Origin of the sequence: Rhodohalobacter sp. 614A (assembly GCF_021462415.1) — a bacterium.
In the GTDB taxonomy this organism is placed as follows: domain Bacteria; phylum Bacteroidota; class Rhodothermia; order Balneolales; family Balneolaceae; genus Rhodohalobacter.
In genome coordinates this window covers 967,356-990,128 of the sequence record NZ_JAKEDS010000001.1, presented here as the reverse complement: position 1 = coordinate 990,128, position 22,773 = coordinate 967,356, and the positions used below count along the sequence as shown (strand labels likewise).

Here is a 22,773-nt window from a genome sequence, read left to right as displayed (position 1 = left end):
TATTCTAAATTACAATCGATTGCATTATTTAAGTTAAGAACATCCCATTTAAAGTCAAGGGGATTTAAGCGCTTTTTTGAAGCATTTACCTAATTTTTCAAAAAATAACTAAAAAGCACATTTTTGATTTTTACAGAAAAATCATAAGATATACCGTATATTATTACAATCGATTGCAGAACCAAAAGAAAACATGAGGAAAAAATGCCAGTAAACTACACCGTAAGATATGCTACCCATCCTGAAGCTTTTAAATCTTACGACACCCAACGCCTTCGGGAAGAATTTTTAATTGAAGATCTTTTTAATCCAGATACTTTAAATCTAATCTACAGCCACTACGACCGCTATATTGTTGGAGGAGTTCAACCCGTCAACGATTCAGTTCAACTGGAAACCATAGATCCTTTGAAATCAGAACATTTTCTGGATCGAAGAGAATTGGGGGTGATAAATGTAGGAGGAACAGGCACCATAACCGCTGACGGAACCACCTATACTTTAAAAAATAGCGAAGCCATTTATGTAGGCCGTGGCACAAAAGAAGTAACATTTGCCAGTGATGGGGACGAACCTGCTTTATTTTATATTAACTCGGCGCCGGCGCATCTCGAAAATCCTACCAAACATGTAACCCTTGATGAAGCTGAAACAGTTGAACTGGGTTCTCTGGAAGAATCGAATCACCGGGTAATCAATAAACTGCTTGTGAGCAGTGTGGTCGATACGTGTCAGCTGCAAATGGGAATGACCATTTTGAAAGAAGGAAGTGTTTGGAACACCATGCCTGCGCATGTGCACGATCGAAGAATGGAAGCTTATTTCTATTTCGATCTGCCGGAAGATCAGGTTGTATCTCATTTCATAGGACAACCTGATGAAAGCCGTCATATTTTTATGAAAAATAATCAGGCGGTACTCTCTCCCCCATGGTCTATTCATTGTGGCGCAGGTACCAGTAGTTACTCATTTATTTGGGGAATGGCCGGAGAAAATCTTGATTATGGAGATATGGATACTGTTGATCCAACCGACATGAAATAGCGCCTGAAATTTTCACTGAATCAAAAATGATATCATGAATAATTTATTTAATCTGGAAGGAAAACGTGCACTGATTACGGGGGCAACCCATGGCCTGGGAATGGCAATGGCTAAAGGATTGGGTGACGCCGGTGCCGAATTAATTATCAACGGCACCACGCCATCCCGCATGGAGAAAGCCCTTGACGAATATAAATCTGAAGGCTACAACATCCACGGTTTTATATTCGATGTTACCCAGGAAGAAAAAGCCGAAGAATATGTCGACAAAATTGAGCAGTCCATTGGCCCGATAGATATCCTCGTCAACAATGCAGGAATTATTAAGCGTACTCCACTTAAAGACATGAAAGTTGAGGATTATCGCAAAGTTGTGGATGTAGATCTGGTGGGGCCATTTATTATGGCTCAAAAAGTCGGCAATTATATGATTAAGCGAAAAAGTGGAAAAATCATCAATATTTGTTCGATGATGACGGAGCTTGGCCGCGATACGGTGGGCGCTTATGCAGCAGCAAAAGGAGGTCTTAAAATGCTCACAAAAAATCTGGCTATAGAGTGGGCAAAATATAATATCCAGGTGAATGGAATTGGTCCCGGATATTTTGCGACCTCTCAAACCGAACCGATCCGCAAGGACGGAAATCCGCTTCATGAATTTATAAAAAGCCGGACTCCGGCAGGAAAATGGGGCGACCCTTCCGATTTAGCAGGATCAGCCGTTTTTCTTGCATCGAAAGCCAGTGATTTTATCAATGGGCATATTTTATATGTAGATGGAGGCATTCTTGCCACGATCGGCAAACCCGCTGGCGAAGATTAAAGACGATCTCCTCAACACGCGGTTCAAACGATTTCCGAAGGAATTCCTTACATCCAATTTTTATATAAACTTCAATCAGACCAAATTATGAAAAAACGTAGTTTTGTAATTTACTCTGTTCTTTTCGCAAGTTTTCTGGCATTCATCGGATGCTCGCAACAGGACACAACCACACTAATGGTAACAAACACCTCTGAGTTGGACAGAACCGATGCGCCGGTTTCAATTACCAGGGAAAAATTGGTTCAAAAAACAGGTGAGATTCCTTCGGGAAAAATTCCACTGTTTATTTTTGATGATGGAACGCCCATTCCCCAACAACAGGATGATCTGGATGGTGACGGAGAGTGGGATGAAATTGCATTTGTGATAGATATTCCCGCCCAATCTCAAACTCCTCTTTCAGTTACCTACGTTTCGCCAGACGAAATTCCATCTTTCACCGCCCGTACCAATGTTCGCATGGGCGTTCTGCGAGACAGTGCGGTTGTTGCCGTAGATCGTTTAACCCTGGATGCTGATGAATTACCCGTTCAATTAAAATTTCAGATGGATGGCCCGGCCTGGGAAAATGATAAGATTGGATTTCGTCATTATATTGACGGTCGAAATGCGAGAGACTTTTTTGGTAAAAAAAGTCCTGAAATGGCTCTCGATACCGTTGGAATATCCAGCGAAGGCTTGGTGCAAGATACCTATCATGTAATGAGAGATTGGGGTCGCGACATTCTCAGTGTAGGAAATTCACTGGGTGCAGGCGGACTCGCCATTCTTCACAACGATGAACCAATTCGTCTTGGCATTACCTTTGATGATGAACGAAATAATATTGAGACAACCACGTACCGGCTCATCAAAAAAGGTCCGGTTCGATCCATTTTTGAATTGAAGTACGAAGACTGGCATGTAGGCGATCAATCGTATGACCTAACCAATACGGTTACCATTTGGGCCGGCCAACATTGGTTCAAAAACGATATCATATTTCATAGCCCTCAGCCTTCAGACACTCTGATTGTGGGCCTGGTTAATAGTAATAACGATGAGCCATTGCTCCCTACTGATCCTATTGAAGGCCTGGTGCCCATTGCCACCCACGATCAACAAAATTATGACCGGGATCAATATTTAGGACTGGCCCTTCTTTTGCCCGAAAGCAACTATATTGAGTATGTTACAGCGCCGGATATCGGGACCGGCATTACTACCAGTTTCAATGCATTATTAGAAGTAAAGAACGAAACTTCAATCAGCTTTTATACGTTGGGAGCCTGGGAATTAGCTGACTCCAACTTTACGGATCGCAACTATTTCCAGCAATTTTTAACTACGAATGCCCGGAAAATTTCAAATCCGGTGAGTTTGGAATAAACCATTGATTCTATACTATCAACAAAAGCATACTGTTGTATTGTTCTGAATCATATCAATTTCTCATCCTTCAATATTAAAGATAAAAGGCAGATTTATTTTTAAAAATTGATTGATGTTTCTACCAATAAACGCTTATTTAGAATGATTTGTACTCTAAATCTAAAAGATGAAAAAGAAAACAACTATTTATGATATTGCAGAAGAGCTTGGAGTAACTGCATCTACCGTTTCCCGCGCTTTAAATGACCATCCCAATGTAAAAGACTCCACAAAAAAGCTGGTGATGGAAAAAGCGAAAAAAATGAATTACCAGCCAAATAGTATTGCGGCTGCTTTACGAAATGGAAAAAGCAATACAATCGGGGTAATAGTCCCCAATATGGATCGAAACTTTTTTGCCTCTGTAGTTCGGGGTATTGAGAATGTTGTTAGTGATACAGGGTACAATATCATCATCTGCCAGTCTAATGATTCACTTGAGAAGGAACGAGCCAATATCAATACACTGCTGGAAGCGCAAGTAGATGGGATTTTAGCTTCTTATGCAAAAGAAACGACCGACTTTTCCCATTATGAAGAAGTTATAAAACGGGATGTACCTCTTATTCTTTTTGACCGTGTGAATGATTCCTTAGGCGTTGGTGCGGTTATTATTGATGATTACCTGGGGGCCTTTAAAGCCACCGAACATCTTATTAAACAGGGATGCAGAAGAATTGTACATCTTTCAGGTCCCACCAATATTAGCATTTATAAAGAACGCCGCAGAGGATATGAAGAAGCATTGCAAAAATACGATATCCCGGTAGACGAAAATCTGATTATATATAGCGATCTCAAATTAGAAGACGGTTATTCGATTGGGAAAGAGCTTTTGAAATTGGATCCTCTGCCCGATGCCATTTTTTCTGCCAGTGATTTTTCTGCTGTCGGAGCGATGGAAGTTTTAAAAAATGCCGGGATTGCGATACCTGAACAAGTAGCAATTGTTGGCTTCAGTAATGAACAATTCACTTCATTTGTAGAACCCGGACTGACTTCGGTTGACCAGCGCAGTATTCAGATGGGGTCTTTTACTGCAAAATTATTTTTGGACTCGATTGATAAAAAAAGTTCCACTTCATTACCTCCTAAAATCGTACTTAATCCGGATTTAATTGTGCGAAAATCTTCTTTGAAGCAAAAGTAGTCTTACATAGCAACACCACTTCTCTCTAATAGCTCTGTACTCCTACAATCTGAACTAAAGTGAAACCCCTCGTTTCCAGGGAATAAAATCATCCTGGTTTAACAGCATGGCTTTTGTTTTAACCCGGCCACTTGCCAGATCAATAATGTAATCCAGAATTTCCTCACCCATCTCTTCAATGGTTTTTTCGGCTTTTATGACCGGACCCGTATCAATATCGATAATATCCGGCATTCGTTTTGCCAGCTCACTGTTTGATGAGACTTTTGCTACCGGCGCTACAGGATTTCCCGTGGGAGTTCCCAAACCAGTGGTAAAAAGGATAATATTCGCTCCCGATCCGGCCATTGCCGTGGTACTTTCCACGTCATTTCCCGGTGTACATAACAGATTCAAGCCGGGTTTTCGTACGTATTCCGTATAATCTAACACGGCATTGACGGGAGACGTCCCTCCTTTTTTGGCAGCTCCGGCCGATTTCATGGCATCGGTAATCAGGCCATCCTTGATGTTTCCCGGCGATGGATTCATATCAAAACCAGAACCGGATGCTTCTGCCGCGTCAGAATAACTTTTCATAAGCGAAACAAACTTTTGTGCGACTTCTTCATCTGACGTCCGGTCGATTAGTTCTTGCTCAACTCCACAAAGCTCCGGAAATTCTGATAGGATGACCGAACCGCCCAATGCCGTGATTAAATCTCCGGCATGACCAATAGAGGGATTTGCGGAAATCCCGGAAAAGCCGTCGGATCCACCACACTCCATCCCCACAGTTAGCTTGCTGAGAGGTGCCGGTTTTCGTTCATTCTTATTGGCTTCCACCAATCCCAGGAATGTTTTTCGAATGGCTGAGGTCAGCATCTCATATTCCGTTCCACTCTGTTGCTGCTCAAATATATGAAGTGGTTTTTGGAGATCAGATGTTAAATTATGGATCTTATCTGTAAGCATCTCAATCTGCGCATTCTGGCACCCCAGGCTCAGTACCGTGGCACCGGCCACATTCGGGTGATAAATATATCCGGCGAGCAGTGCGCATAAAGCCTCGGAATCCTGGCGAATTCCACCACAACCGCCCTCATGGGTTAAAAATTTAATTCCATCTACATTTTTAAAAATTGGTTCCGTTTTCTTTAAATCACTTTTTACCGGCGGCTCGGGCATTTGTTCAATCTGATCCGTTTTGCCTTCTTTATATAATTGAACCAAGCTCGAAACATACTCCTCATACATATCGATATCTGCATATCCCAGCTCTTTCATGAAGGCATTTTTGATGGTATTTACATTTCTGTTTTCACAGAAAACCAGCGGTACCACGAGCCAATAATTTGCCGTGCCCACCTGTCCATCCGGCTGGTGATAGCCCATAAATGTCTTTTCCTTCCATCGGCTTACATCCGGAGCCGTCCAGTTTTTTTGAGCATGGCCGATCGAATATTGAGAAGCTTCATGTTTGGTATTTTGGGTCGTTAACAATCCGCCTTGAGGAACATCTTCAGTCACGGTTCCAACCAGAACACCATACATATAGATTTTGTCTCCGGCTTTCAAATCATAAAGAGCCAGTTTGTGCTTGGCAGGTACGGATTCCATAACCGTAACCGTTTGATCGCCGCCGAACACCGCTTCACCTGCTTCCAAATCTGTTAAAGCCACCAAAAGGTTGTCATCCGGGTGAATTTGCAGGGTACTTTTACTCATAATATCTTTTCATAAAAATTAAGAATTAGCGAGAGATTTTATGCCTCACATCAAAGAAATTCCTGTATAGTTGCGGAAATCCCTCTTTTATCAATTTGTTCTAAATAATCTGCCACTTTCTCTTTTAAACCGGAATAGGCGGTTAGATTTTCATCCCAAAAATTCTCGTTACTCAACACGATGTTTGACACTTCTTCATAGTTCTCTTTTTCCCAGGCTTCCTGAATGAATGCCACAACATCCTTCGAATCATTAATCGGAGTTTTTTCTCCATTCCACTCTCCTTTGTAAAAACGAATCAGCGCAGCCAGCGCAAAAACCGTATAATCTGGCAGTTGCTTTTTCTTTTCGTAGTAGGACAGCAAACTCGGCAATACCCGCACTTTATATTTTGAAACGGAGTTCAGCGCAATCGCGCTCAACTCATGTTTTATAAATGGATTTTTAAACCGATCCAATACATCATTTGCAAAGGTTTTCAGCTCGTCAGCTGCCATATCAAGCGAGGGGATAATCTCATCAAAAAGCTCCGTTTTTAAATACGGGCCTACTACCTCATGATCCATCGCTTCTTTCACGGTTCGTGCTCCTGCCAGATATCCCACAGGCACCATACTGGTATGAAGGCCATTGAGAATCCGCACTTTCCGGGTTCTGTATGCGGCAAGAGAATCCACAAATTTGACGTTTAAACCAGCTTTATGGAAAGGCAGTTTTTCCTGGATGGACTCTGGCCCCTCAATCACCCACAGATGAAAATATTCGCCGTTTACAACAAGCTGATCTTTAAATCCGATCTCTTGCTGAATTTCATCAATCTTATTTTTGGGAAATCCCGGGACGATCCGGTCTACAAGTGAATTACAGAAAATTACATCCTTATCCACCCATTTTTTAAACGCAGGATCTGTATTCCACAAGTCTGCATAACGGAGCACATATTCTTTCAGTTTGCTTCCATTTTTATCGATCAACTCACATGGAATAATCGTCGGAGCTTTGCCTGGATCTCCATCAAAATGCTTAAACCGATGATGCAGTAGTGCCGTTAATTTGGCTGGAAAACTATTTGGGATCGTTTCGTAATCCGTATCGGTTTCATCAAAAGCAATTCCGGCTTCGGTGGTATTGGATATGATAAATTCCAGATCAGGATTTTCAGCCAGTTCAAGAAAAGCCTCATAATTTTCGTATGGATTGATTCCTCTCTCCACACATGTAACCAATTCGATACTGGAGTATGGTTTTCCATCTTTTATTCCCTGAAGTTGAACATGATACAATCCATCCTGCTGTTCCAGCATATCTACCATTCCCGAAGAAATAGGCTGAACGACGGTAACAGATCCGTTGAAATCTGTTTCTTCATTTATTTTTTCGATCATCCAGTCTACAAATGCACGCAGAAAATTTCCTTCACCAAATTGTACAATTTTATTGATTCTGCCGGCTTTTCGCGTAACCGTTTCGTTATTTAAAGGTTTCATCATGCTGAACTATTCTTTTAAAATTGATATTTCAAGGCTCGCAAGAGGAACTGAACAATTATTGACTCATTAAAAACCAAACATTCTTGGGAGCCAGAGACTGAGTTCGGGAAAGTATGTTACCAACCCTAAAGCTGCGATCATGGCCAAAAATAGAGGTATAAGTGGCCGCACGACTTTTACAATACTGGTTTTGGCCACGCCTACGCCAACAAACAGAATAGAGCCCACCGGGGGAGTACAAAGCCCGATACAGAGATTGAGGATCATAATAATTCCGAAGTGAGTTGGATCCATTCCCATTTCTACAACAATCGGCAAAAATATGGGCGTGAAAATCAAAACTGCCGGGGTCATATCCATAAACGTTCCTACAAAAAGCAGGATAAAATTGATCATGAATAAAATGATGATCGGATTGCTGCTCATCCCCAGCAAGGTTTCACTAACTGTCTGTGGAATTTCCTGGTATGACATAATCCACGACATACCGATAGACGTACCAATTAATAACATCACGATGGATGTCGTTTTCACTGATTCAAGAAACAGGTCCGGGAGAGCTTTCACCGATAATTCTTTGTAGTAAAATCCAAGTATCAGTGTATATAAAACGGCAATGGCAGAAGCCTCCGTTGCTGTAAAAATGCCCGCTACAATTCCTCCAATAACAATGATGAGCATAAATAATGAAGGAATGGCATCGAAAAAACTTCGGAACAGTTCTTTGGCTGAGGTTCTTTCACTAGTGGGAAATTTTTTACGTTTTGCCCAAACGGCAGCTACAACCATTAGAAGTAAACCTGTTAAAATGCCTGGAACATATCCCGCCAAAAACAGCGCTGCAATAGACACTCCACCACTGGCCAGCGAATAGATAATCAGAATATTAGAAGGTGGAATTAAAAGCCCGGTTGTGGAAGAGGTAATATTTACTGCAGCACCAAACTCTCTGGAATATCCTTCTTCTTCCATTTTTGGCCCGAGTACACTACCCACCGCCGTGGCTGCTGCCACAGCTGACCCCGCTACAGCACCAAACAGCATAGCCGCAACCACATTTACATGGGCAAGCCCGCCGGGCAGCGATCCCATTAAATTCTTAGCGAACCGGATGAGCCGCGATGCAATCCCGCCGCTGTTCATAATCTGGCCTGCCAGTACGAAAAACGGAATGGCTAAGAGAGTAAAACTATCGAGGCTGGTGCCAATTCGTTGGGCCATCGTGGTAAATGCCGGAATCACATCAATGCTGATTAACATCGTTAATAACGTAGATGTACCGATGCTCCAGGCGATGGGAACACCAATGCCAAGAAGAATCAAAAAGCTCACTACTAACACTAATACATCAAAAAGTTCCATGATTTAAAATCTCGGTTATAAAGTTAGCTCTTTCGATTCCATTGTCTGATATATCTCAATCAGATTTAAAACCTTGTAGTAAATAACAAGAACACCGCTAATCGGAATGATTATATAAATGTAGGCTAAAGGTACTTGCAGAGCCGCAGATGTCTGCCCCAGCAGATAGCTTATGTATACCAATTTTCCGCCACCAATAATCAGAGCTGTGGCAGCGAACAGAATGATGATTACGTTTATAATCAACGAAAGTATCTGTTTATTTTTTCCTTTTAATTTTTGAGGTAAAATATCAATGGCCAGATGCATATTGCTTCCGGATATGTATGCAGATCCCAGCAACCCAATCCAGATCAGTAAAAACCGGGCTAATTCTTCTGTGAATGTACTTGCAGCCCCTAACAAATATCTGGTAAAAACCTGCCATAACACGGCAAGAAACATCAATCCCATAAGCAGTGCTAAAAACCATCCGATAAACTTGTTTATTTTTTCCTTCATGCTACAACTGGGAGGTTACGATTCTACTTCTCTGATTCGTTCAACGACTTCATAAATTTCTGGCGACTCTTGCTGAATGCGATTATAAATAGGTTCCGTAAGTTCACGGAACGGTTCTTTGTCCGGCCTGTTTATTTCCACACCGGCTGCTTCCACTTCTCTTAGTGCTGTCTCTTCAGCTTCGTGCCATAACTTTCTTTGGTAGATGGCAGACGTATCAGCGGCTTCCTGCAACCACTTTTTTTGATTTTCGGTTAAGTCATTCCAAACATTGGTGCCAATCAGAAGTACATCCGGGATAGCTGTATGCTCATCAAGACTGTAATATTTGCAAACTTCGTAATGGCGGGAGGTATGAAAAGACGGTGGATTATTTTCAGCGGCATCCACAATTCCCTGTTGCAAAGCGGAATATAATTCACCCCACGAAATCGGTGTAGGTGATCCGCCAAGTTCATTTACCATACTGATAGCCATCTGACTTTCCAGCACTCGGATTTTTAATCCTTCTAAATCTTCAGGCGTTTCAATTGGCCTGTCTTTGGTATAAAAGCTTCGTTTTCCCGCATCATAATAAGTGAGTCCCCGCAACCAGGCATGTTGTGGCTCAAGCAATAACTCCCGGCCAATTTCACCATCCAGAACGTTATACATGTGGGCATCATCCCGGAACAAATACGGAAGACTAAATACCCGTGCTTTGGGTGTGAAATTTTCAAGAACGGCAGCAGAAACTTTGGTGATCCCCAAACTCCCGATTTGCAACAACTCAATCAATTCGCGCTCTGTTCCCAACTGTTGGCTGGGGTACACTTTTATTTGAAGGCTACCATCTGACTTTTCATCAACCTGTTCCGCCATAAACACCATAGCTTTATGCACCGGGTGTGTGATGTCCAATCCATGGCCCAAACGAATTACTTTTGTCTCCGTTTTCTGTTCACAACCTGAAATAAAAAGCCCTCCCAAAAGAAGAGTGAATATCAACAGATTAAATCTCATTTTTTTCATAGGAAATACTTCTTACCCCAGATTATCATTTCAGCGGAAATCGTTGAATTCTTTTACTTTTTTCTGATCGAATCGACCAGTGCCAGTGTATCACGGACATGAGCTTCGAGACCTTCAAAATCCCGATTGGCCAGATGCTCTTTGGTGATGAGATCAGATCCCATTCCCACACAAACAGCACCGGCATTAAACCAACCTGAAAGATTTTCTTTGGTGGCCTTTACTCCTCCGGTCGGCATCAGGCTGGTCCACGGACAGGGAGCGGTAACCGCTTTGATAAATCCTGGCCCTAACTGGCTGCCGGGAAACACTTTTATAATTTCGGCTCCAAGTTCTTCTGCGCGGGAGACTTCTGTGAGAGTACCACATCCCGGAGCCCACAAAACTTTACGACGATTGCAAACTGTAGCAACGTCTTCTTTCAGCATGGGTGTTACAATAAAATTGGCTCCAAGCTGCATATATAGTGAAGCGGTTGCTGCATCCACCACTGTTCCTGCGCCCAAAATCATTTCGGGCAAATTTTCTTCAGCAAATTTATTGAGCTCGCCAAAAATCTCGTGAGCGTAATCGCCCCGGTTGGTGAATTCAATAAACCGCCCGCCGCCTTTATAGACAGCTTCCAGTACTTTTTTGCTTAGTTCTACATCTCTATGAAAAAAAAGCGGAACCACTCCACTGGATTTCATTTGTGTTGCCACTTCAATTCGTGAAAATCGTGCCATTCGTTTAAATCAATTTTTAATGCTTGATGAGACGTTCGTATTCGTCTCTGTTTATTTGTATCAGCAATCGCCCAGGGAGATCCTTAACGCTTTCTTTACCGGGATACCCGGCCGGAAGCATCGCCACCCATCAGCTTTTCAACTTCTTCTACCGTAGCCAGGTTTACATCCCCAAAAATGGTGTGTTTCAGGCATGAAGCTGCCACTGCAAAATCAAGAGCTTTTTGGTCATTACCGTCAAAATTTATCAATCCGTAAATCAAGCCGGCCATAAAGGAATCTCCCCCGCCTACGCGATCTACAATATGAGTGATATCATAGGTATCTGTATCCAAAAACTCTTCTCCGTTGTAAAGCACACCCGACCATGTATTGTGAGAAGCGCTGATTGAACCACGAAGAGTCGTAATAATTTTCTTTGATTTTGGAAATCGCTCATAGAGCTGTTCACAAACCGACCGGTAGGCGTCGGAATCAACTGTGTCTCCTTTGGTTACATCCACATCGGCGGGATGGATGCCAAAATGTTTTTCAGCATCTTCTTCGTTACCCAAAATAATATCGCAACCGGCAACTAGGTCCGGCATAATTTCACCGGGTTCTTTGCCATATTTCCAGAGTTTTGTCCGGTAATTCAGATCGGTAGAAACGGTTAAGCCTAACTTATTTGCCACTTCGATAGCTTCTTTGGTGGCATCCGCAGCACCCTGAGAAATGGCTGGCGTAATCCCGGTCCAATGAAACCACTGGGCATCTTCAAATACCTCTTCCCAATCGATCATCCCTTTTTCAATCGTAGAAATGGCAGAATGTGCGCGATCATAAACCACCTTGCTGCCACGGCTTACCGCACCGGTTTCCAGGAAATAGATTCCCAGACGTTCTCCTCCAAATGCGATATGATCGGTTTTCACACCTCGTTTTCGAAGCTCGCCTAAAGCACATTGCCCAATGTCGTTTTTGGGAAGACGCGTAACAAATTCAGAAGGCATACCAAAATTTGCCAACGAAGAAGCTACATTCGATTCGCCTCCGCCATATATAACATCAAATGAATTGGCTTGTGAAAAACGAAGATGTTCTGGCGGAGAAAGTCTTAACATAATTTCCCCAAAGGTTACTACTTTCTTCATTTATTGATCTCCTTTAAATCTCATTTTTAAAAATTAAAATATGTGTCTGCATTTCCGTAACAGATATCTGAGACGATTTTGCCCGTCCACTCCAGATCTGCCGGAAGTTCATCGTTTGCAATGTCTGTACCTATCAGGTTGCAAAGCACCCGACGAAAATATTCATGCCGGGGATACGACAGAAAGCTCCGGGAATCCGTAAGCATACCGATGAAACAGCTTAAAAGCCCCATATTAGAAAGGACATTTAACTGATCTTCGATTCCATCTTTCTGATCCAAAAACCACCACGCAGAACCATATTGCATTTTGCCACGAACCGAGCCGTCGTTAAAATTCCCGGCCATTGTTGCGAACACGGTATTGTCAGAAGGATTTAAATTATAAATGATGGTTTTGGCCAGTTGATCATTAGTATCAAGCTCATTAAAAAAACTTGCCATGTCTTCGGCTTGAGAGTAATCGCCCACGGAATCAAACCCGGTATCCGGCCCAAGTTGTTTCATCATCCGGCTGTTGGTATTCCGAAGAGCGCCCAGATGAAATTGCTGTACCCAGCCTTTCTTTGAATACTGCCGGCCCAATTCTGTTAAAATGGAATAGGTCAAAACTTCTTGTTCCTCTCCGGTAAGGGGCGATCCACTCCGAATTTTTTCAAAGTACGAGTTTACATTTTGTTGTGATGATGGCCGATAGTACAACTTTTTCAATCCATGATCGGACAGGCGACACCCATTTTCATGGAAAAAATCCATACGATTAAACAGCGCTTGAATCAGATCATCATAGCTTGAAATTTCTGTATTTGCAGCTTCACCCAACCGGTCCAGATAGTCATTATAAGATGCAGAATCAGCAAAATTATACGCCGCATCTGGACGGAAGCCGGGCAAAACTTTTACGTCAAATCCGTCTTCTTTAATTTTTTGATGATGATTGAGCGAATCCGCCGGATCGTCGGTAGTACAAATCACGCTTACATTCATCTTCCGAATCAGACTGCGTGTAGAAAATTCTTTGGTTTGCAACTTCTCGTTACATTCGCGGTAAATTTTATCCGCTGTTTCGGGCGTTAAAAATTCGTCGATATCAAAGTAACGTTTCAGCTCGAGGTGAGTCCAGTGATACAACGGATTCCTTAACGTGTAAGGGACGGTTTCCGCCCATTTCTTAAATTTATCCTCGCTGCTTGCGTTTCCTGTAATAAAATCTTCATCAACTCCCATTGTGCGCATAGCCCGCCACTTGTAATGATCGCCGGCCAGCCATATTTCAGTCAGATTTTTAAATTGCTTGTCTGATGCAATCTCTGCCGGTGGGATATGACAATGATAATCGATAATGGGCAGGTCTTTTGCAGACTCATGGTAGAGAGTTTTTGCATAATCATTGTTAAGTAGAAAGTCTCTTGCCCCAATAGATGATTTATTTTTTTGAATGGTATCCATCCTATTTTTTTAAAAAAATTCCGTCCTCTTTTATTAATACCGATTGGCAGCCTCTTACCCTGACAAAATTCGCTGGTTTTAAAAAAATAAATCGTAAATGATATTAACTTGGATATAGCCTAGTCAAATTCCTTCCATTCTATACGCCGAAATGCCTTTCCATCAGACTCAAACAGTACCGCACCTGATAAACTTGTATAATGTTGCTGGCTGCTATATTCATGTAATCGACTTACCGCCCGAGTGCCCGGATGCCCAAATCGATTTTCGAATGCAAGTGAGGCAACCGTTATGGAAGGTCCTATCAGTCTAATGAATGAAGCACTCGAACTGGTATTACTGGCGTGGTGCCCCACTTTATAAAGGTCTGATTTCAGAAAATCACCATATCTTTGGGCTATCATTTCTTCCTGCTCTTTTTCGGCATCCCCGCTAAAGAGAATTGATGTACTTCCATATACAATCTTAAAAACCAGTGACCTGTTATTCGGGTTCGATTGATAGACATTTTCTTCCGGGCCCAAAACAAATACTCTTATTGATGGATCCGCATTTATAATATTTCCGGCTTGAGGATACTTGACTGGAATGCGTTTCTGTTCAGCTAAATCCATGAATGATTGATACAGATTTGAATCATACTCCACATCACTTTGGTAAATTGTATCTACATGCACATGGTCAAGAATTTCAACAATTCCGCCGATATGATCTGCATGTGGATGTGAAAGAAAAATGGCTTCCAGTTTTTTGATTCCCTTTATTTCTAAATAGGGCAAAATTACATCTTCGCCGCTATTGCTTCCCGGTGACCATCGTCCCGCATCTACTAACAGATGTTTATTATTAGGTGTTTGGATGTGAATGGCATCGCCCTGGCCAACATCCAAAAAAGTAACCTTGAGTTTTTTTGCCTCTGTTTGATGAATGACTTGCTCAAACATAAAACCATTCATTGCCAGTAAAAGACAAATCAACATTTTCCAGCGAATTTTCGGGATTCGCTGAGATGCAATTAGCAATATTCCAAAGAGCCAGATGAAGAAAAGTGAGAACGAAAATTCATTCAGAGTTACAAAGCTCAGATTGCTTCCGCCCGTAAATGTGGCTACAGATTGAATCCATTTCAGTGCATAGTCAATCGGCAGGACAAGAATTTCCGGGATGACAGGCCCGATCAGAACAAGAATCAAACCAATGGGAACTACAATGGTCATCAAAGGAATCACCAATGCATTGGAGAGTGGGCCAACCACAGAAAATTCGCCAAAGTAGTTTATCAGGATTGGAAATAAGCCCAGTTGAACGACTATAGATACCAGGATGATTGTAATCAAACCGCCAATCCATCCAAAATGATATTTTCGCGGGATCAATCTTTGGGCTTCGGGCATCACTAACAGAATGATAAATACCGCACTGAAGGATAGTTGGAAACCCGGATCAAAAAGTTGATCCGGATTAATCAAAAGCAGAATTATGGCGGCCAAGGCTGTTAGATTAATGGAATTCCGAACTTTGTGAAATAACCGGCCATATGTTAAAAGCCATGCCATCAGTGAAGCGCGGCTGACGGATGCACTAAACCCCGTTATTCCGGCGTAGCAAATGAGCAGCAATGTCAGAATAATCAATCCAAACCATTTTCCTTTTTTGGATCCCCACATAAATGGAATGAGGAACCAAAACGGAGCGACAATAAAACCCACGTGAAGTCCCGAAACGGCCATGATGTGAGATAAACCGGCTCTTGCAAATTGTTGCTTGCTTTCTGTTGATAAATCATCTTTATATCCCAAAAGGAGAGCTTTTGCCAGCGAGGCTTCATCCTTGTGAAACAAGTTCTCTGCATTTCTAAGGATCGTACTTCTTAGACTTCCTAAATCCCACCATTGCTCCTCTTTGACAATCAAGAAGTCGTTCAGCTCTCCATGAGCCACAATCCCTTTTGAATTCAACCAATCTCCGTAGTCAAATTTGTGTGGATTTCTTTGTTCGGGGAATTCATACAGACGGATATTTGCATCCACAATATCCCCTTCAGATAGTTTTTCATTTACATTTTGATCAGCATACAAGCGAACGTTATAATCTTCTTTCCAAATTGCCTCTTCTGCAATGTTTGTCTCTGTAACACGAACGGTAAAAACTTTACGGCCCGAACTGCTTTTTCCTGCTTCAATTATCTCCCCTGTAATGCTTACATCCTCCCATTCATAATACTGAATTGGTTTCGCTTCATTAATCTTCTGTGACAGGTTTTTATGATGAAGAATCCCAATCATCGTTGCAGCAGACATTATGAAGACCAGATAAAACACGGTGGCGGCATGGCTGGATATGACCATCCATTTTCTTCGCAGGATGAATTCAAAAAGAACCCATCCAACTAAAATGAATACAAAAATCGAAATAACATGTATTGGCTGAGGTGAGAACTGATTGGCCATTATAATGCCTAAAATTAATAAAAGCATTATGCGTACGGCCGGATAAGCAGCGAATGGAAATTGGTATGAGGCACGTGATCCCATACCTGTATGAACCGTAGTTTAGAGAAACCTTACAGATTTTCTGGCAGAACACTGGAGAACCATTTGGATCTTAAGGCATGGTAGCGTTCAACAGACTCTATTCTTCCTTCAAACCCAATTTCTTGCAAATCTCGGCCAGCGTCTCTTTCTCATCTTCGGTGAGCACGCTGAATTCTTCTTTGATTTTTTCGAGATGCTTTGGGAAAAAATCCTCAATAAAATCTTTGCCCTTCGGCGTTAAATGTATAAGAACGGCTCTTCGGTCTTCCGGATCTTTTTTCCTCTTCACATGGCCACACCTCTCAAGATTGTCGATGACCATGGTAATGTTCCCCCCGCTTTTTAACAATTTCTCTCCAATCGCTCTTTGGTTAAGCGGACCCAAATGATGCAAAACTTCTAACGTACCAAACTGACTAAGGGTGAGATTCGCTTCTGCAAGGTGTCTGTTTAATCGATTATTCATCGATTCAGTCGCTCTCATCATTTTAATGAAAGCGTTCAATGTTTTCTTTTCCGATTTTGAACCCGGGTAGTGAGTGCCCATGCTGGTTTAATTTAAATCATCAGACAACATCAGAATATAGGACATTTGAGGGAACTCGCCATGCACGGTTCTATTTGCTTTTGAGGCGCGCGAAATTTCGTTTCCCAACTTTCAATTCCATTTCATCACCACTTTCAAATGTGATGGTAAAATTCGGGTCCTGAATTTTTTTATCATCCAAAGAAACTCCACCTTGCTTCATCATACGTTTGGTTTCTCCATTTGAAGATGTCATTTCCGTATCTGAAATAACGTCGAGTAATCGATGAGATGAACCCGCTTCATAGTAAAATTCAGGCGCGTCGTCTGGTACGTCTTTATTGATAACGGTTTTTTCAAAATGGTTTCGGGCATCTTTGGCAGCCTGTTCGCCATGGTACATTCGTGTAATAGTAAACGCAAGTTCGTGTTTTGTATTTCGGGGATCCTGCTCCACTTTTTTCTTGAGTTCTTCTAACTCTTCGTTAGAAACGTCCGTAACCAGCTCAAAATATCGGTAGATCAATTCATCAGGAATGGAAAGTGATTTGCCATACATCTCGTTGGCCGGTTCATCAATCCCAATGTAATTATCATACGATTTACTCATTTTCATGGTACCGTCGGTTCCAACAAGCAACGGCATCATCAAACAAACCTGCGGTTCCTGATCATCGGCTTTTTGCAGATCGCGGCCCACCAGAAGGTTGAATTTCTGATCGGTTCCGCCCAACTCTACATCCGATTCAAGATGAACGGAATCCTGCGCCTGTGCCAGCGGATATAAAAATTCGTGAACGGATATGGGTTCATTGTTTGCGAATCGTTTGGAAAAATCATCCCGTTCAATCATGCGGGCAACTGTCAGATTTGATGAGAGCTTCACAACATCCATAAAAGTCATGATTCCCAGCCAATCCGCGTTATTTACGAGGGTAGTTTTACTTTCATCCAGAATTTTTTGCGCCTGGCTGATGTACGTCTCTGCATTTTCATTTACCTCCTCAAGCGTTAGCGGCGGACGCGTTTTATTCTGTCCCGTGGGATCACCGATCATAGCTGTAAATCCGCCGATGATCAATATTGCTTCATGCCCCAAATCCTGGAATTGGCGCAGTTTTCGCAAAATCACGGAGTGACCAAGATGCAGGTCAGGCCGTGTGGGATCCACGCCAAGTTTTATCTTAAGTGGGGTATTGGTCTTAATGGATTTTTTAAGTTTTTCAACTAATTCCTGCTCGGGGACAATTTCAACCGTTCCCCTTTTTATTACTTCAAGTTGTTCTTCAACGGGTTTAAAACTCATGAATCTGATGGGTCTAACTTTTCAAATATTGGTAAATCTCGAATCGAGTTACTTTCCTGTATGGTTCTTTCTATGGTATGAATAAAATCTTCTGTACCGGGAATCATGCTGGCTACAAGGTCGAATGTGGCGGGTCCTACGGATATAACATATGGATAAGACGCAGAATTGGCCGTTGTCTCCTCCGAAGGAATTCCAACGCCGGCCAACAGCAGTAAGATTACACTGATAAAAATGGTCATTTTTAAAGCCCCGAAAACCATTCCGGAAAGTTGGTTTATGATTCCCAAATGTGCTGCTTCAAAGAATTTTTCGAGTGCAATGCCTATAAATTGGACAGTTACAATAACTCCGATAAACAGCACAATCCCTGTAACAATCGTAGCACGGTCACGATTTTCAACATAAGGGACCACAATACCTGAAACTGTCCCCATATATTTAAATGTGATGTAAACGGCCAATATTATGCCCATAATTCCAAAAGCTTCCCTGATAAAACCATTCACAAATCCGCGGTAAGCCACATAGGCAATCGGCAAGAGTATGATGAGGTCAAGGAAGTTCATTGTGCCGTCATTTTGATAATTCTTCTTTAACAATTCGGCTTATGGTTGCACCTTCCGCCTTACCTTTCAATCGGCCCATAAGAGCGCCCATTACTTTGCCCATATCGCTCATATCAGATGCTCCCATTTTGTCGATCTGTTCAACTACGGCTTTACGGACTTCGTCATCATCCATCATTTCCGGCAGGTAATCTTCAATGACCTCAAGCTCGTATTTTTCTTTTTTTGCCAGATCATCTCGCCCTCCTCCTTCAAACTGGTCGATGGATTCTTTTCGTTGCTTGGCAGCTTTCATCAGTACTTCTACAACCTGCTCATCACTAAGTGTTGCTTCGCCGCCTTTTCGCTCACTGATTTCTTTCTCCAGCAATTTTGCTTTCAACGACCGAAGAACATTCAATCGGTCGGCATCTTTGGCTTTCATTGCTGTTTTCAGGTCGTCTAAAATCTTGTCGCGTAAACTCATGTTATTTTGTATAAAGTTTTATTTCTGTAATGTACTGAGAGTTCTCCAATAATGTCATTTTTCCAATCTATTGGGACAAAGAAAATCTCTTTCAAACTTACCAGTATGATGACTGTTACAATCCGTTTGTAATGACAATACCTCACTTCAATTTATAAAATGATGGAAAACAGATTGCAAAAAAAAAGGTTTCACCCGCGCATGGATGAAACCTTTTAAGATTCTTGGTATAAACTCAGGATTTGTTTTTCTGAATGTAGTCAGTAACGCTGTCCTGGTCTATGATCGTTTCTTTGAACGCATATTTACCGCGTTCGTTCTTCGTTGAAATAATTACTTTTGCCATTTTGCGGTGTGCCTGTTTCAACGATTTCGCTTCTTCACCAAATACCTGTCTTTTAGCCATGGGAGTACTTATTTAATTTCTTTGTGAACGGTATGTTTTCTAAGAACCGGGTTGTACTTCTTCAGTTCAAGTCTCTCCGTGGTATTTCTACGATTTTTCATCGTAACATAACGAGAGCTACCGGGTTTTTCGGTGCATTCAAGAATTACCTGTATGCGATTACCTTTTGCCATAACTTATACCTCTTTTAATAATGTTCCTTTCTTCCTGGCTTTTTTCAATACCTCAGAAATTCCCTTCTTGTTGATCGTTCTCAATGTTTTAGCTGATACTTTTAGTGTTACCCAACGATCTTCTTCAGGAATATAGAATCGTCTTTTCTGAAGATTCAGCTCAAACTTGTGCTTGGTTTTGTTGTTTGATTTAGACGACCGGTATCCATTCAGTGCTTTTCTGCCAGTAATATCGTCTTTACGTGCCATAATAATTCCTGTATTCTGAATTTTTGATAGACTTTTAAAATAGCGTTAATTGCATTTAATTTCAAAACATATTTATCAATTTATCACAATCTCTTCTTCCCATTTTTGAACTTCATGCTATCTCACTGAATACTCAATGCTATTTCATATTTGATAATAGCAACGCCATCATTCTTATTTAAGAAATCTTTCCTGTAAGCCTTCCTTATTATAACATACAAGAATATTCCACCTCTACCCTGGTTGATTGTCAAACCATGGAGGCTCCCATTACGACCCCGGCTTCTCAACCTCCTATAGAGGCCGCTTTGTGATTTATCTATCTACAGAAAGCCGCAACTGATTCTTATTTCAGATTATCTCGCTAACGATCTATTTCATACAGTGTATCGCATTAACATGTGATGGAATTACTGCTTGCTTAAGCATAAGCTCTTCCAAAGATTACATTTCTATATATCTGAACATTAAGAGAATATGGATAGACTGGTATTCATATTAGTTACTTGAAGCGCATTTTTTTAAATATCCGGACTTTTAAAATCAATTCGTTTTAGTCAGCCAAAAACCACTTAAAAATCTTACATTTTTTGTGAGAATTGTCTATTTTCATCTAGATTTTCTGTGATCAACAGGCACTCCCATCAGCACAGCAAATCACCCCTGTTTAGCCGATCCTGTTTTTTTGAAGAAAAATCATTCCTTTTTGGATTTTGCGCTTATAAACGGTAAATTTAAGCGTTACAGAGGCTATCTACAACATTACTCAACCCCCATTTATGGCGAAAAAACAAGGATCCGATTACAGAGCATCGAATATTCAGGTATTAGAGGGACTCGAGGCTGTACGGAAACGGCCCTCCATGTATATTGGAGACACCGGACAACGTGGTCTCCACCATCTCATCAACGAAGTCGTAGACAATTCTATTGATGAAGCCCTTGCCGGCTACTGCGATTATATTAAAGTATTGATCCATGAAAACGGCTCCATAACCATTTCTGATAATGGACGTGGCATTCCCGTTGATATGCACCCCAAACTTAATTTGCCCGCTGTTGAGGTTGTACTCACCAAACTTCATGCCGGCGGTAAGTTTGATAAAGATTCCTACAAAGTCTCTGGTGGACTGCACGGTGTAGGTGTAAGTTGTGTGAACGCTTTATCCACCGAGTTCAGTGCAGAAATTCACAGAGACGGCAATATTTATGTGATGGAGTTTGAGAGGGGTGTCACAAAAGTTCCGCTTAAAGAAACCGGGAAAACAAAGGATACGGGCACTATAATCAAGTTTAAACCCGACCCCGAGATTTTTACTCAAACCACCGAGTTTAAATTTGATATTATTGCCGACCGAATGCGCGAACTGGCATTTCTGAATCCGCAAATTACGATTGATATTCTTGATGAGCGCGCTGAAGAAGAGGATGAAGGCCATGTTTCATTTCATTTTGCCGGAGGCGTAAAAGACTTTGTAGCCTATCTTGATGAAACCCGTCAGTCGCTGATGGATGAGCCTATTTATATTGAGGGCGAAGAGGATAACGTGCCGGTTGAAGTCGCCATCCAATATAATGACAGCTATACCGAGAATGTCCATTCGTACGTAAATAATATCAACACCCGGGAAGGTGGAACACACATATCCGGATTTCGGCGGGCTTTAACGCGGTGTTTTAAAAACTACGCAGACAAGAATAATATCATTAAATCGAACAGCAAGATTAATGTCTCCGGAGAAGATTTCCGGGAAGGCATGACTTGTGTTTTGAGCGTGAAGGTTTCTGAACCTCAGTTTGAAGGCCAGACTAAAACAAAATTGGGTAACTCTGAGGTTCAAAGTGCTGTTGAGATTATTCTTTACGAAAAGCTGAATGATTATCTCGAACAAAATCCTAAGACAGCCAAGAAGATTCTTGAGAAAGTAATTGTTGCTGCCGAAGCGCGAGAAGCTGCCCGAAAAGCTCGCCAGCTTATCCAGCGTAAAAGTGTGATGAGTGGTGGCGGACTTCCAGGAAAGCTGGCTGATTGTTCTATCAAAGATCCCGCACATAGTGAAGTTTATCTTGTTGAGGGTGACTCTGCCGGTGGTTCTGCCAAAATGGGGCGAAATCGTAGTTTTCAGGCAATTCTTCCGCTTCGTGGAAAAATCCTGAATGTGGAAAAAGCTAAAATTAATAAGATCCTTGAAAACAAAGAGATACAGGCAATGATTACCGCTCTTGGAACCGGCGTTGGTCATGAAGAAGAGTTCGAGCTTGACAAACTTCGCTATCACAAGATTATCATTATGACGGATGCCGATGTGGATGGTTCGCATATTCGAACCCTTCTGCTCACCTTTTTCTATCGGTATATGCATCCGCTCATTGAGCATGGCCATATTTATATTGCCACTCCTCCTCTTTATCGAATTACGCAAAGCCGTGGGGAAATCCAGTATGCCTGGGATGATGACACGCGTAATAAACTCATCAAAGAACTTAAAAAGTCGAAAAAGAAATTTGATGTTTCACGGTACAAAGGGTTGGGTGAAATGAATCCTGAACAGCTTTGGGAAACAACGATGGACCCGGAAACCAGAACACTCCAGCAGGTTACTGTAGAAAATGCGGCCGCGGCTGACAAAATGTTCTCAACCCTGATGGGCGGCGATGTAGAACCACGCCGGGAATTCATTGAGAAAAATTCCAGGTACGCTACACTTGATATTTAGAGTGAAAACTGAAATGACAA

The 22,773-nt window shown here is 41.8% G+C and carries 21 protein-coding genes; 5 read left to right on the top strand and 16 right to left on the bottom strand.

Annotated elements, in window-relative coordinates; all coding sequences use genetic code 11:
• Window positions 1-204 precede the first annotated feature (204 nt).
• The 4 genes from kduI (at window position 205) to L0B18_RS03860 (ending at window position 4,430) form a co-directional block, all read left to right on the top strand.
• Window positions 205-1,044 (top strand): 5-dehydro-4-deoxy-D-glucuronate isomerase, encoded by an 840-nt coding sequence (kduI, locus tag L0B18_RS03875; RefSeq protein ID WP_234568031.1) that lies wholly within the window; start codon window positions 205-207, stop codon window positions 1,042-1,044.
• Window positions 1,045-1,078: 34 nt separating this feature from the next.
• On the top strand, window positions 1,079-1,867 hold the full coding sequence (locus L0B18_RS03870) for a gluconate 5-dehydrogenase (protein ID WP_234568030.1): 789 nt from the start codon (window positions 1,079-1,081) through the stop codon (window positions 1,865-1,867).
• Window positions 1,868-1,954: 87 nt separating this feature from the next.
• The gene (locus tag L0B18_RS03865) at window positions 1,955-3,238 is read left to right on the top strand and encodes a DUF4861 domain-containing protein (protein WP_234568028.1); all 1,284 of its coding nucleotides are present in this window, start codon (window positions 1,955-1,957) and stop codon (window positions 3,236-3,238) included.
• A gap of 169 nt (window positions 3,239-3,407) precedes the next feature.
• Window positions 3,408-4,430 carry a LacI family DNA-binding transcriptional regulator gene (locus L0B18_RS03860; protein ID WP_234568026.1) on the top strand — a complete coding sequence of 341 codons (1,023 nt, stop codon included), beginning with the start codon at window positions 3,408-3,410 and terminating at the stop codon, window positions 4,428-4,430.
• A 54-nt stretch (window positions 4,431-4,484) separates the two neighbouring features.
• Here the strand turns inward: L0B18_RS03860 and L0B18_RS03855 are convergent, their stop codons facing one another.
• The 16 genes from L0B18_RS03855 to rpmB all read right to left on the bottom strand — a co-directional run bounded on the left by L0B18_RS03855 (window position 4,485) and on the right by rpmB (window position 20,036).
• The gene (locus tag L0B18_RS03855) at window positions 4,485-6,137 is read right to left on the bottom strand and encodes a UxaA family hydrolase (protein ID WP_234568025.1); all 1,653 of its coding nucleotides are present in this window, start codon (window positions 6,135-6,137) and stop codon (window positions 4,485-4,487) included.
• A gap of 50 nt (window positions 6,138-6,187) precedes the next feature.
• On the bottom strand, window positions 6,188-7,627 hold the full coding sequence (locus tag L0B18_RS03850) for a tagaturonate reductase (protein ID WP_234568023.1): 1,440 nt from the start codon (window positions 7,625-7,627) through the stop codon (window positions 6,188-6,190).
• A gap of 66 nt (window positions 7,628-7,693) precedes the next feature.
• On the bottom strand, window positions 7,694-8,989 hold the full coding sequence (locus L0B18_RS03845; protein WP_234568021.1) for a TRAP transporter large permease: 1,296 nt from the start codon (window positions 8,987-8,989) through the stop codon (window positions 7,694-7,696).
• A 15-nt stretch (window positions 8,990-9,004) separates the two neighbouring features.
• Window positions 9,005-9,490 (bottom strand): TRAP transporter small permease, encoded by a 486-nt coding sequence (locus tag L0B18_RS03840; protein ID WP_234568018.1) that lies wholly within the window; start codon window positions 9,488-9,490, stop codon window positions 9,005-9,007.
• A gap of 15 nt (window positions 9,491-9,505) precedes the next feature.
• Window positions 9,506-10,501: a TRAP transporter substrate-binding protein gene (locus tag L0B18_RS03835; RefSeq protein WP_234568016.1), complete on the bottom strand. Its 996-nt coding sequence runs from the start codon at window positions 10,499-10,501 to the stop codon at window positions 9,506-9,508.
• A 53-nt stretch (window positions 10,502-10,554) separates the two neighbouring features.
• On the bottom strand, window positions 10,555-11,226 hold the full coding sequence (locus L0B18_RS03830) for a bifunctional 4-hydroxy-2-oxoglutarate aldolase/2-dehydro-3-deoxy-phosphogluconate aldolase (protein WP_234568015.1): 672 nt from the start codon (window positions 11,224-11,226) through the stop codon (window positions 10,555-10,557).
• 95 nt (window positions 11,227-11,321) lie between these two features.
• Window positions 11,322-12,359, bottom strand: coding sequence for a sugar kinase (locus tag L0B18_RS03825; RefSeq protein ID WP_234568013.1), 1,038 nt, complete (start codon window positions 12,357-12,359; stop codon window positions 11,322-11,324).
• Between the two features lie 26 nt (window positions 12,360-12,385).
• Window positions 12,386-13,807 (bottom strand): glucuronate isomerase, encoded by a 1,422-nt coding sequence (gene uxaC, locus L0B18_RS03820; protein WP_234568012.1) that lies wholly within the window; start codon window positions 13,805-13,807, stop codon window positions 12,386-12,388.
• Window positions 13,808-13,926: 119 nt separating this feature from the next.
• Window positions 13,927-16,341 carry a DNA internalization-related competence protein ComEC/Rec2 gene (locus tag L0B18_RS03815; protein ID WP_234568010.1) on the bottom strand — a complete coding sequence of 805 codons (2,415 nt, stop codon included), beginning with the start codon at window positions 16,339-16,341 and terminating at the stop codon, window positions 13,927-13,929.
• A 97-nt stretch (window positions 16,342-16,438) separates the two neighbouring features.
• On the bottom strand, window positions 16,439-16,888 hold the full coding sequence (locus tag L0B18_RS03810) for a MarR family winged helix-turn-helix transcriptional regulator (protein WP_234568007.1): 450 nt from the start codon (window positions 16,886-16,888) through the stop codon (window positions 16,439-16,441).
• A 70-nt stretch (window positions 16,889-16,958) separates the two neighbouring features.
• Window positions 16,959-18,173 (bottom strand): tyrosine--tRNA ligase, encoded by a 1,215-nt coding sequence (tyrS, locus tag L0B18_RS03805; protein ID WP_234568005.1) that lies wholly within the window; start codon window positions 18,171-18,173, stop codon window positions 16,959-16,961.
• On the bottom strand, window positions 18,170-18,742 hold the full coding sequence (locus L0B18_RS03800; protein WP_234568003.1) for a CvpA family protein: 573 nt from the start codon (window positions 18,740-18,742) through the stop codon (window positions 18,170-18,172). Before L0B18_RS03800 ends, tyrS begins: the two co-directional genes overlap by 4 nt.
• Window positions 18,743-18,749: 7 nt before the next feature.
• Window positions 18,750-19,208, bottom strand: a complete 459-nt coding sequence (locus L0B18_RS03795; protein WP_234568002.1) for a GatB/YqeY domain-containing protein — start codon at window positions 19,206-19,208, stop codon at window positions 18,750-18,752.
• A gap of 235 nt (window positions 19,209-19,443) precedes the next feature.
• Window positions 19,444-19,614 (bottom strand): DUF4295 family protein, encoded by a 171-nt coding sequence (locus L0B18_RS03790; RefSeq protein WP_234568000.1) that lies wholly within the window; start codon window positions 19,612-19,614, stop codon window positions 19,444-19,446.
• 8 nt (window positions 19,615-19,622) lie between these two features.
• On the bottom strand, window positions 19,623-19,787 hold the full coding sequence (gene rpmG / locus L0B18_RS03785) for a 50S ribosomal protein L33 (RefSeq protein WP_109647408.1): 165 nt from the start codon (window positions 19,785-19,787) through the stop codon (window positions 19,623-19,625).
• A gap of 3 nt (window positions 19,788-19,790) precedes the next feature.
• Complete coding sequence (gene rpmB / locus L0B18_RS03780) at window positions 19,791-20,036, bottom strand: 50S ribosomal protein L28 (protein ID WP_234567998.1); 246 nt, start codon at window positions 20,034-20,036, stop codon at window positions 19,791-19,793.
• A 779-nt stretch (window positions 20,037-20,815) separates the two neighbouring features.
• Between rpmB and gyrB the strand changes: the two genes are divergently transcribed.
• Window positions 20,816-22,753 carry a DNA topoisomerase (ATP-hydrolyzing) subunit B gene (gyrB, locus tag L0B18_RS03775; RefSeq protein WP_234567996.1) on the top strand — a complete coding sequence of 646 codons (1,938 nt, stop codon included), beginning with the start codon at window positions 20,816-20,818 and terminating at the stop codon, window positions 22,751-22,753.
• The last annotated feature ends 20 nt before the right edge of the window (window positions 22,754-22,773 follow it).

Coding starts and splice junctions, on each gene's coding strand:
- kduI (WP_234568031.1), top strand. CDS start 205: ATGCCAGTAAACTACACCGTAAGATATGCTACCCATCCTGAAGCTTTT.
- L0B18_RS03870 (WP_234568030.1), top strand. CDS start 1,079: ATGAATAATTTATTTAATCTGGAAGGAAAACGTGCACTGATTACGGGG.
- L0B18_RS03865 (WP_234568028.1), top strand. CDS start 1,955: ATGAAAAAACGTAGTTTTGTAATTTACTCTGTTCTTTTCGCAAGTTTT.
- L0B18_RS03860 (WP_234568026.1), top strand. CDS start 3,408: ATGAAAAAGAAAACAACTATTTATGATATTGCAGAAGAGCTTGGAGTA.
- L0B18_RS03855 (WP_234568025.1), bottom strand. CDS start 6,137: ATGAGTAAAAGTACCCTGCAAATTCACCCGGATGACAACCTTTTGGTG.
- L0B18_RS03850 (WP_234568023.1), bottom strand. CDS start 7,627: ATGATGAAACCTTTAAATAACGAAACGGTTACGCGAAAAGCCGGCAGA.
- L0B18_RS03845 (WP_234568021.1), bottom strand. CDS start 8,989: ATGGAACTTTTTGATGTATTAGTGTTAGTAGTGAGCTTTTTGATTCTT.
- L0B18_RS03840 (WP_234568018.1), bottom strand. CDS start 9,490: ATGAAGGAAAAAATAAACAAGTTTATCGGATGGTTTTTAGCACTGCTT.
- L0B18_RS03835 (WP_234568016.1), bottom strand. CDS start 10,501: ATGAAAAAAATGAGATTTAATCTGTTGATATTCACTCTTCTTTTGGGA.
- L0B18_RS03830 (WP_234568015.1), bottom strand. CDS start 11,226: ATGGCACGATTTTCACGAATTGAAGTGGCAACACAAATGAAATCCAGT.
- L0B18_RS03825 (WP_234568013.1), bottom strand. CDS start 12,359: ATGAAGAAAGTAGTAACCTTTGGGGAAATTATGTTAAGACTTTCTCCG.
- uxaC (WP_234568012.1), bottom strand. CDS start 13,807: ATGGATACCATTCAAAAAAATAAATCATCTATTGGGGCAAGAGACTTT.
- L0B18_RS03815 (WP_234568010.1), bottom strand. CDS start 16,341: ATGGGATCACGTGCCTCATACCAATTTCCATTCGCTGCTTATCCGGCC.
- L0B18_RS03810 (WP_234568007.1), bottom strand. CDS start 16,888: ATGGGCACTCACTACCCGGGTTCAAAATCGGAAAAGAAAACATTGAAC.
- tyrS (WP_234568005.1), bottom strand. CDS start 18,173: ATGAGTTTTAAACCCGTTGAAGAACAACTTGAAGTAATAAAAAGGGGA.
- L0B18_RS03800 (WP_234568003.1), bottom strand. CDS start 18,742: ATGAACTTCCTTGACCTCATCATACTCTTGCCGATTGCCTATGTGGCT.
- L0B18_RS03795 (WP_234568002.1), bottom strand. CDS start 19,208: ATGAGTTTACGCGACAAGATTTTAGACGACCTGAAAACAGCAATGAAA.
- L0B18_RS03790 (WP_234568000.1), bottom strand. CDS start 19,614: ATGGCTAAAAGACAGGTATTTGGTGAAGAAGCGAAATCGTTGAAACAG.
- rpmG (WP_109647408.1), bottom strand. CDS start 19,787: ATGGCAAAAGGTAATCGCATACAGGTAATTCTTGAATGCACCGAAAAA.
- rpmB (WP_234567998.1), bottom strand. CDS start 20,036: ATGGCACGTAAAGACGATATTACTGGCAGAAAAGCACTGAATGGATAC.
- gyrB (WP_234567996.1), top strand. CDS start 20,816: ATGGCGAAAAAACAAGGATCCGATTACAGAGCATCGAATATTCAGGTA.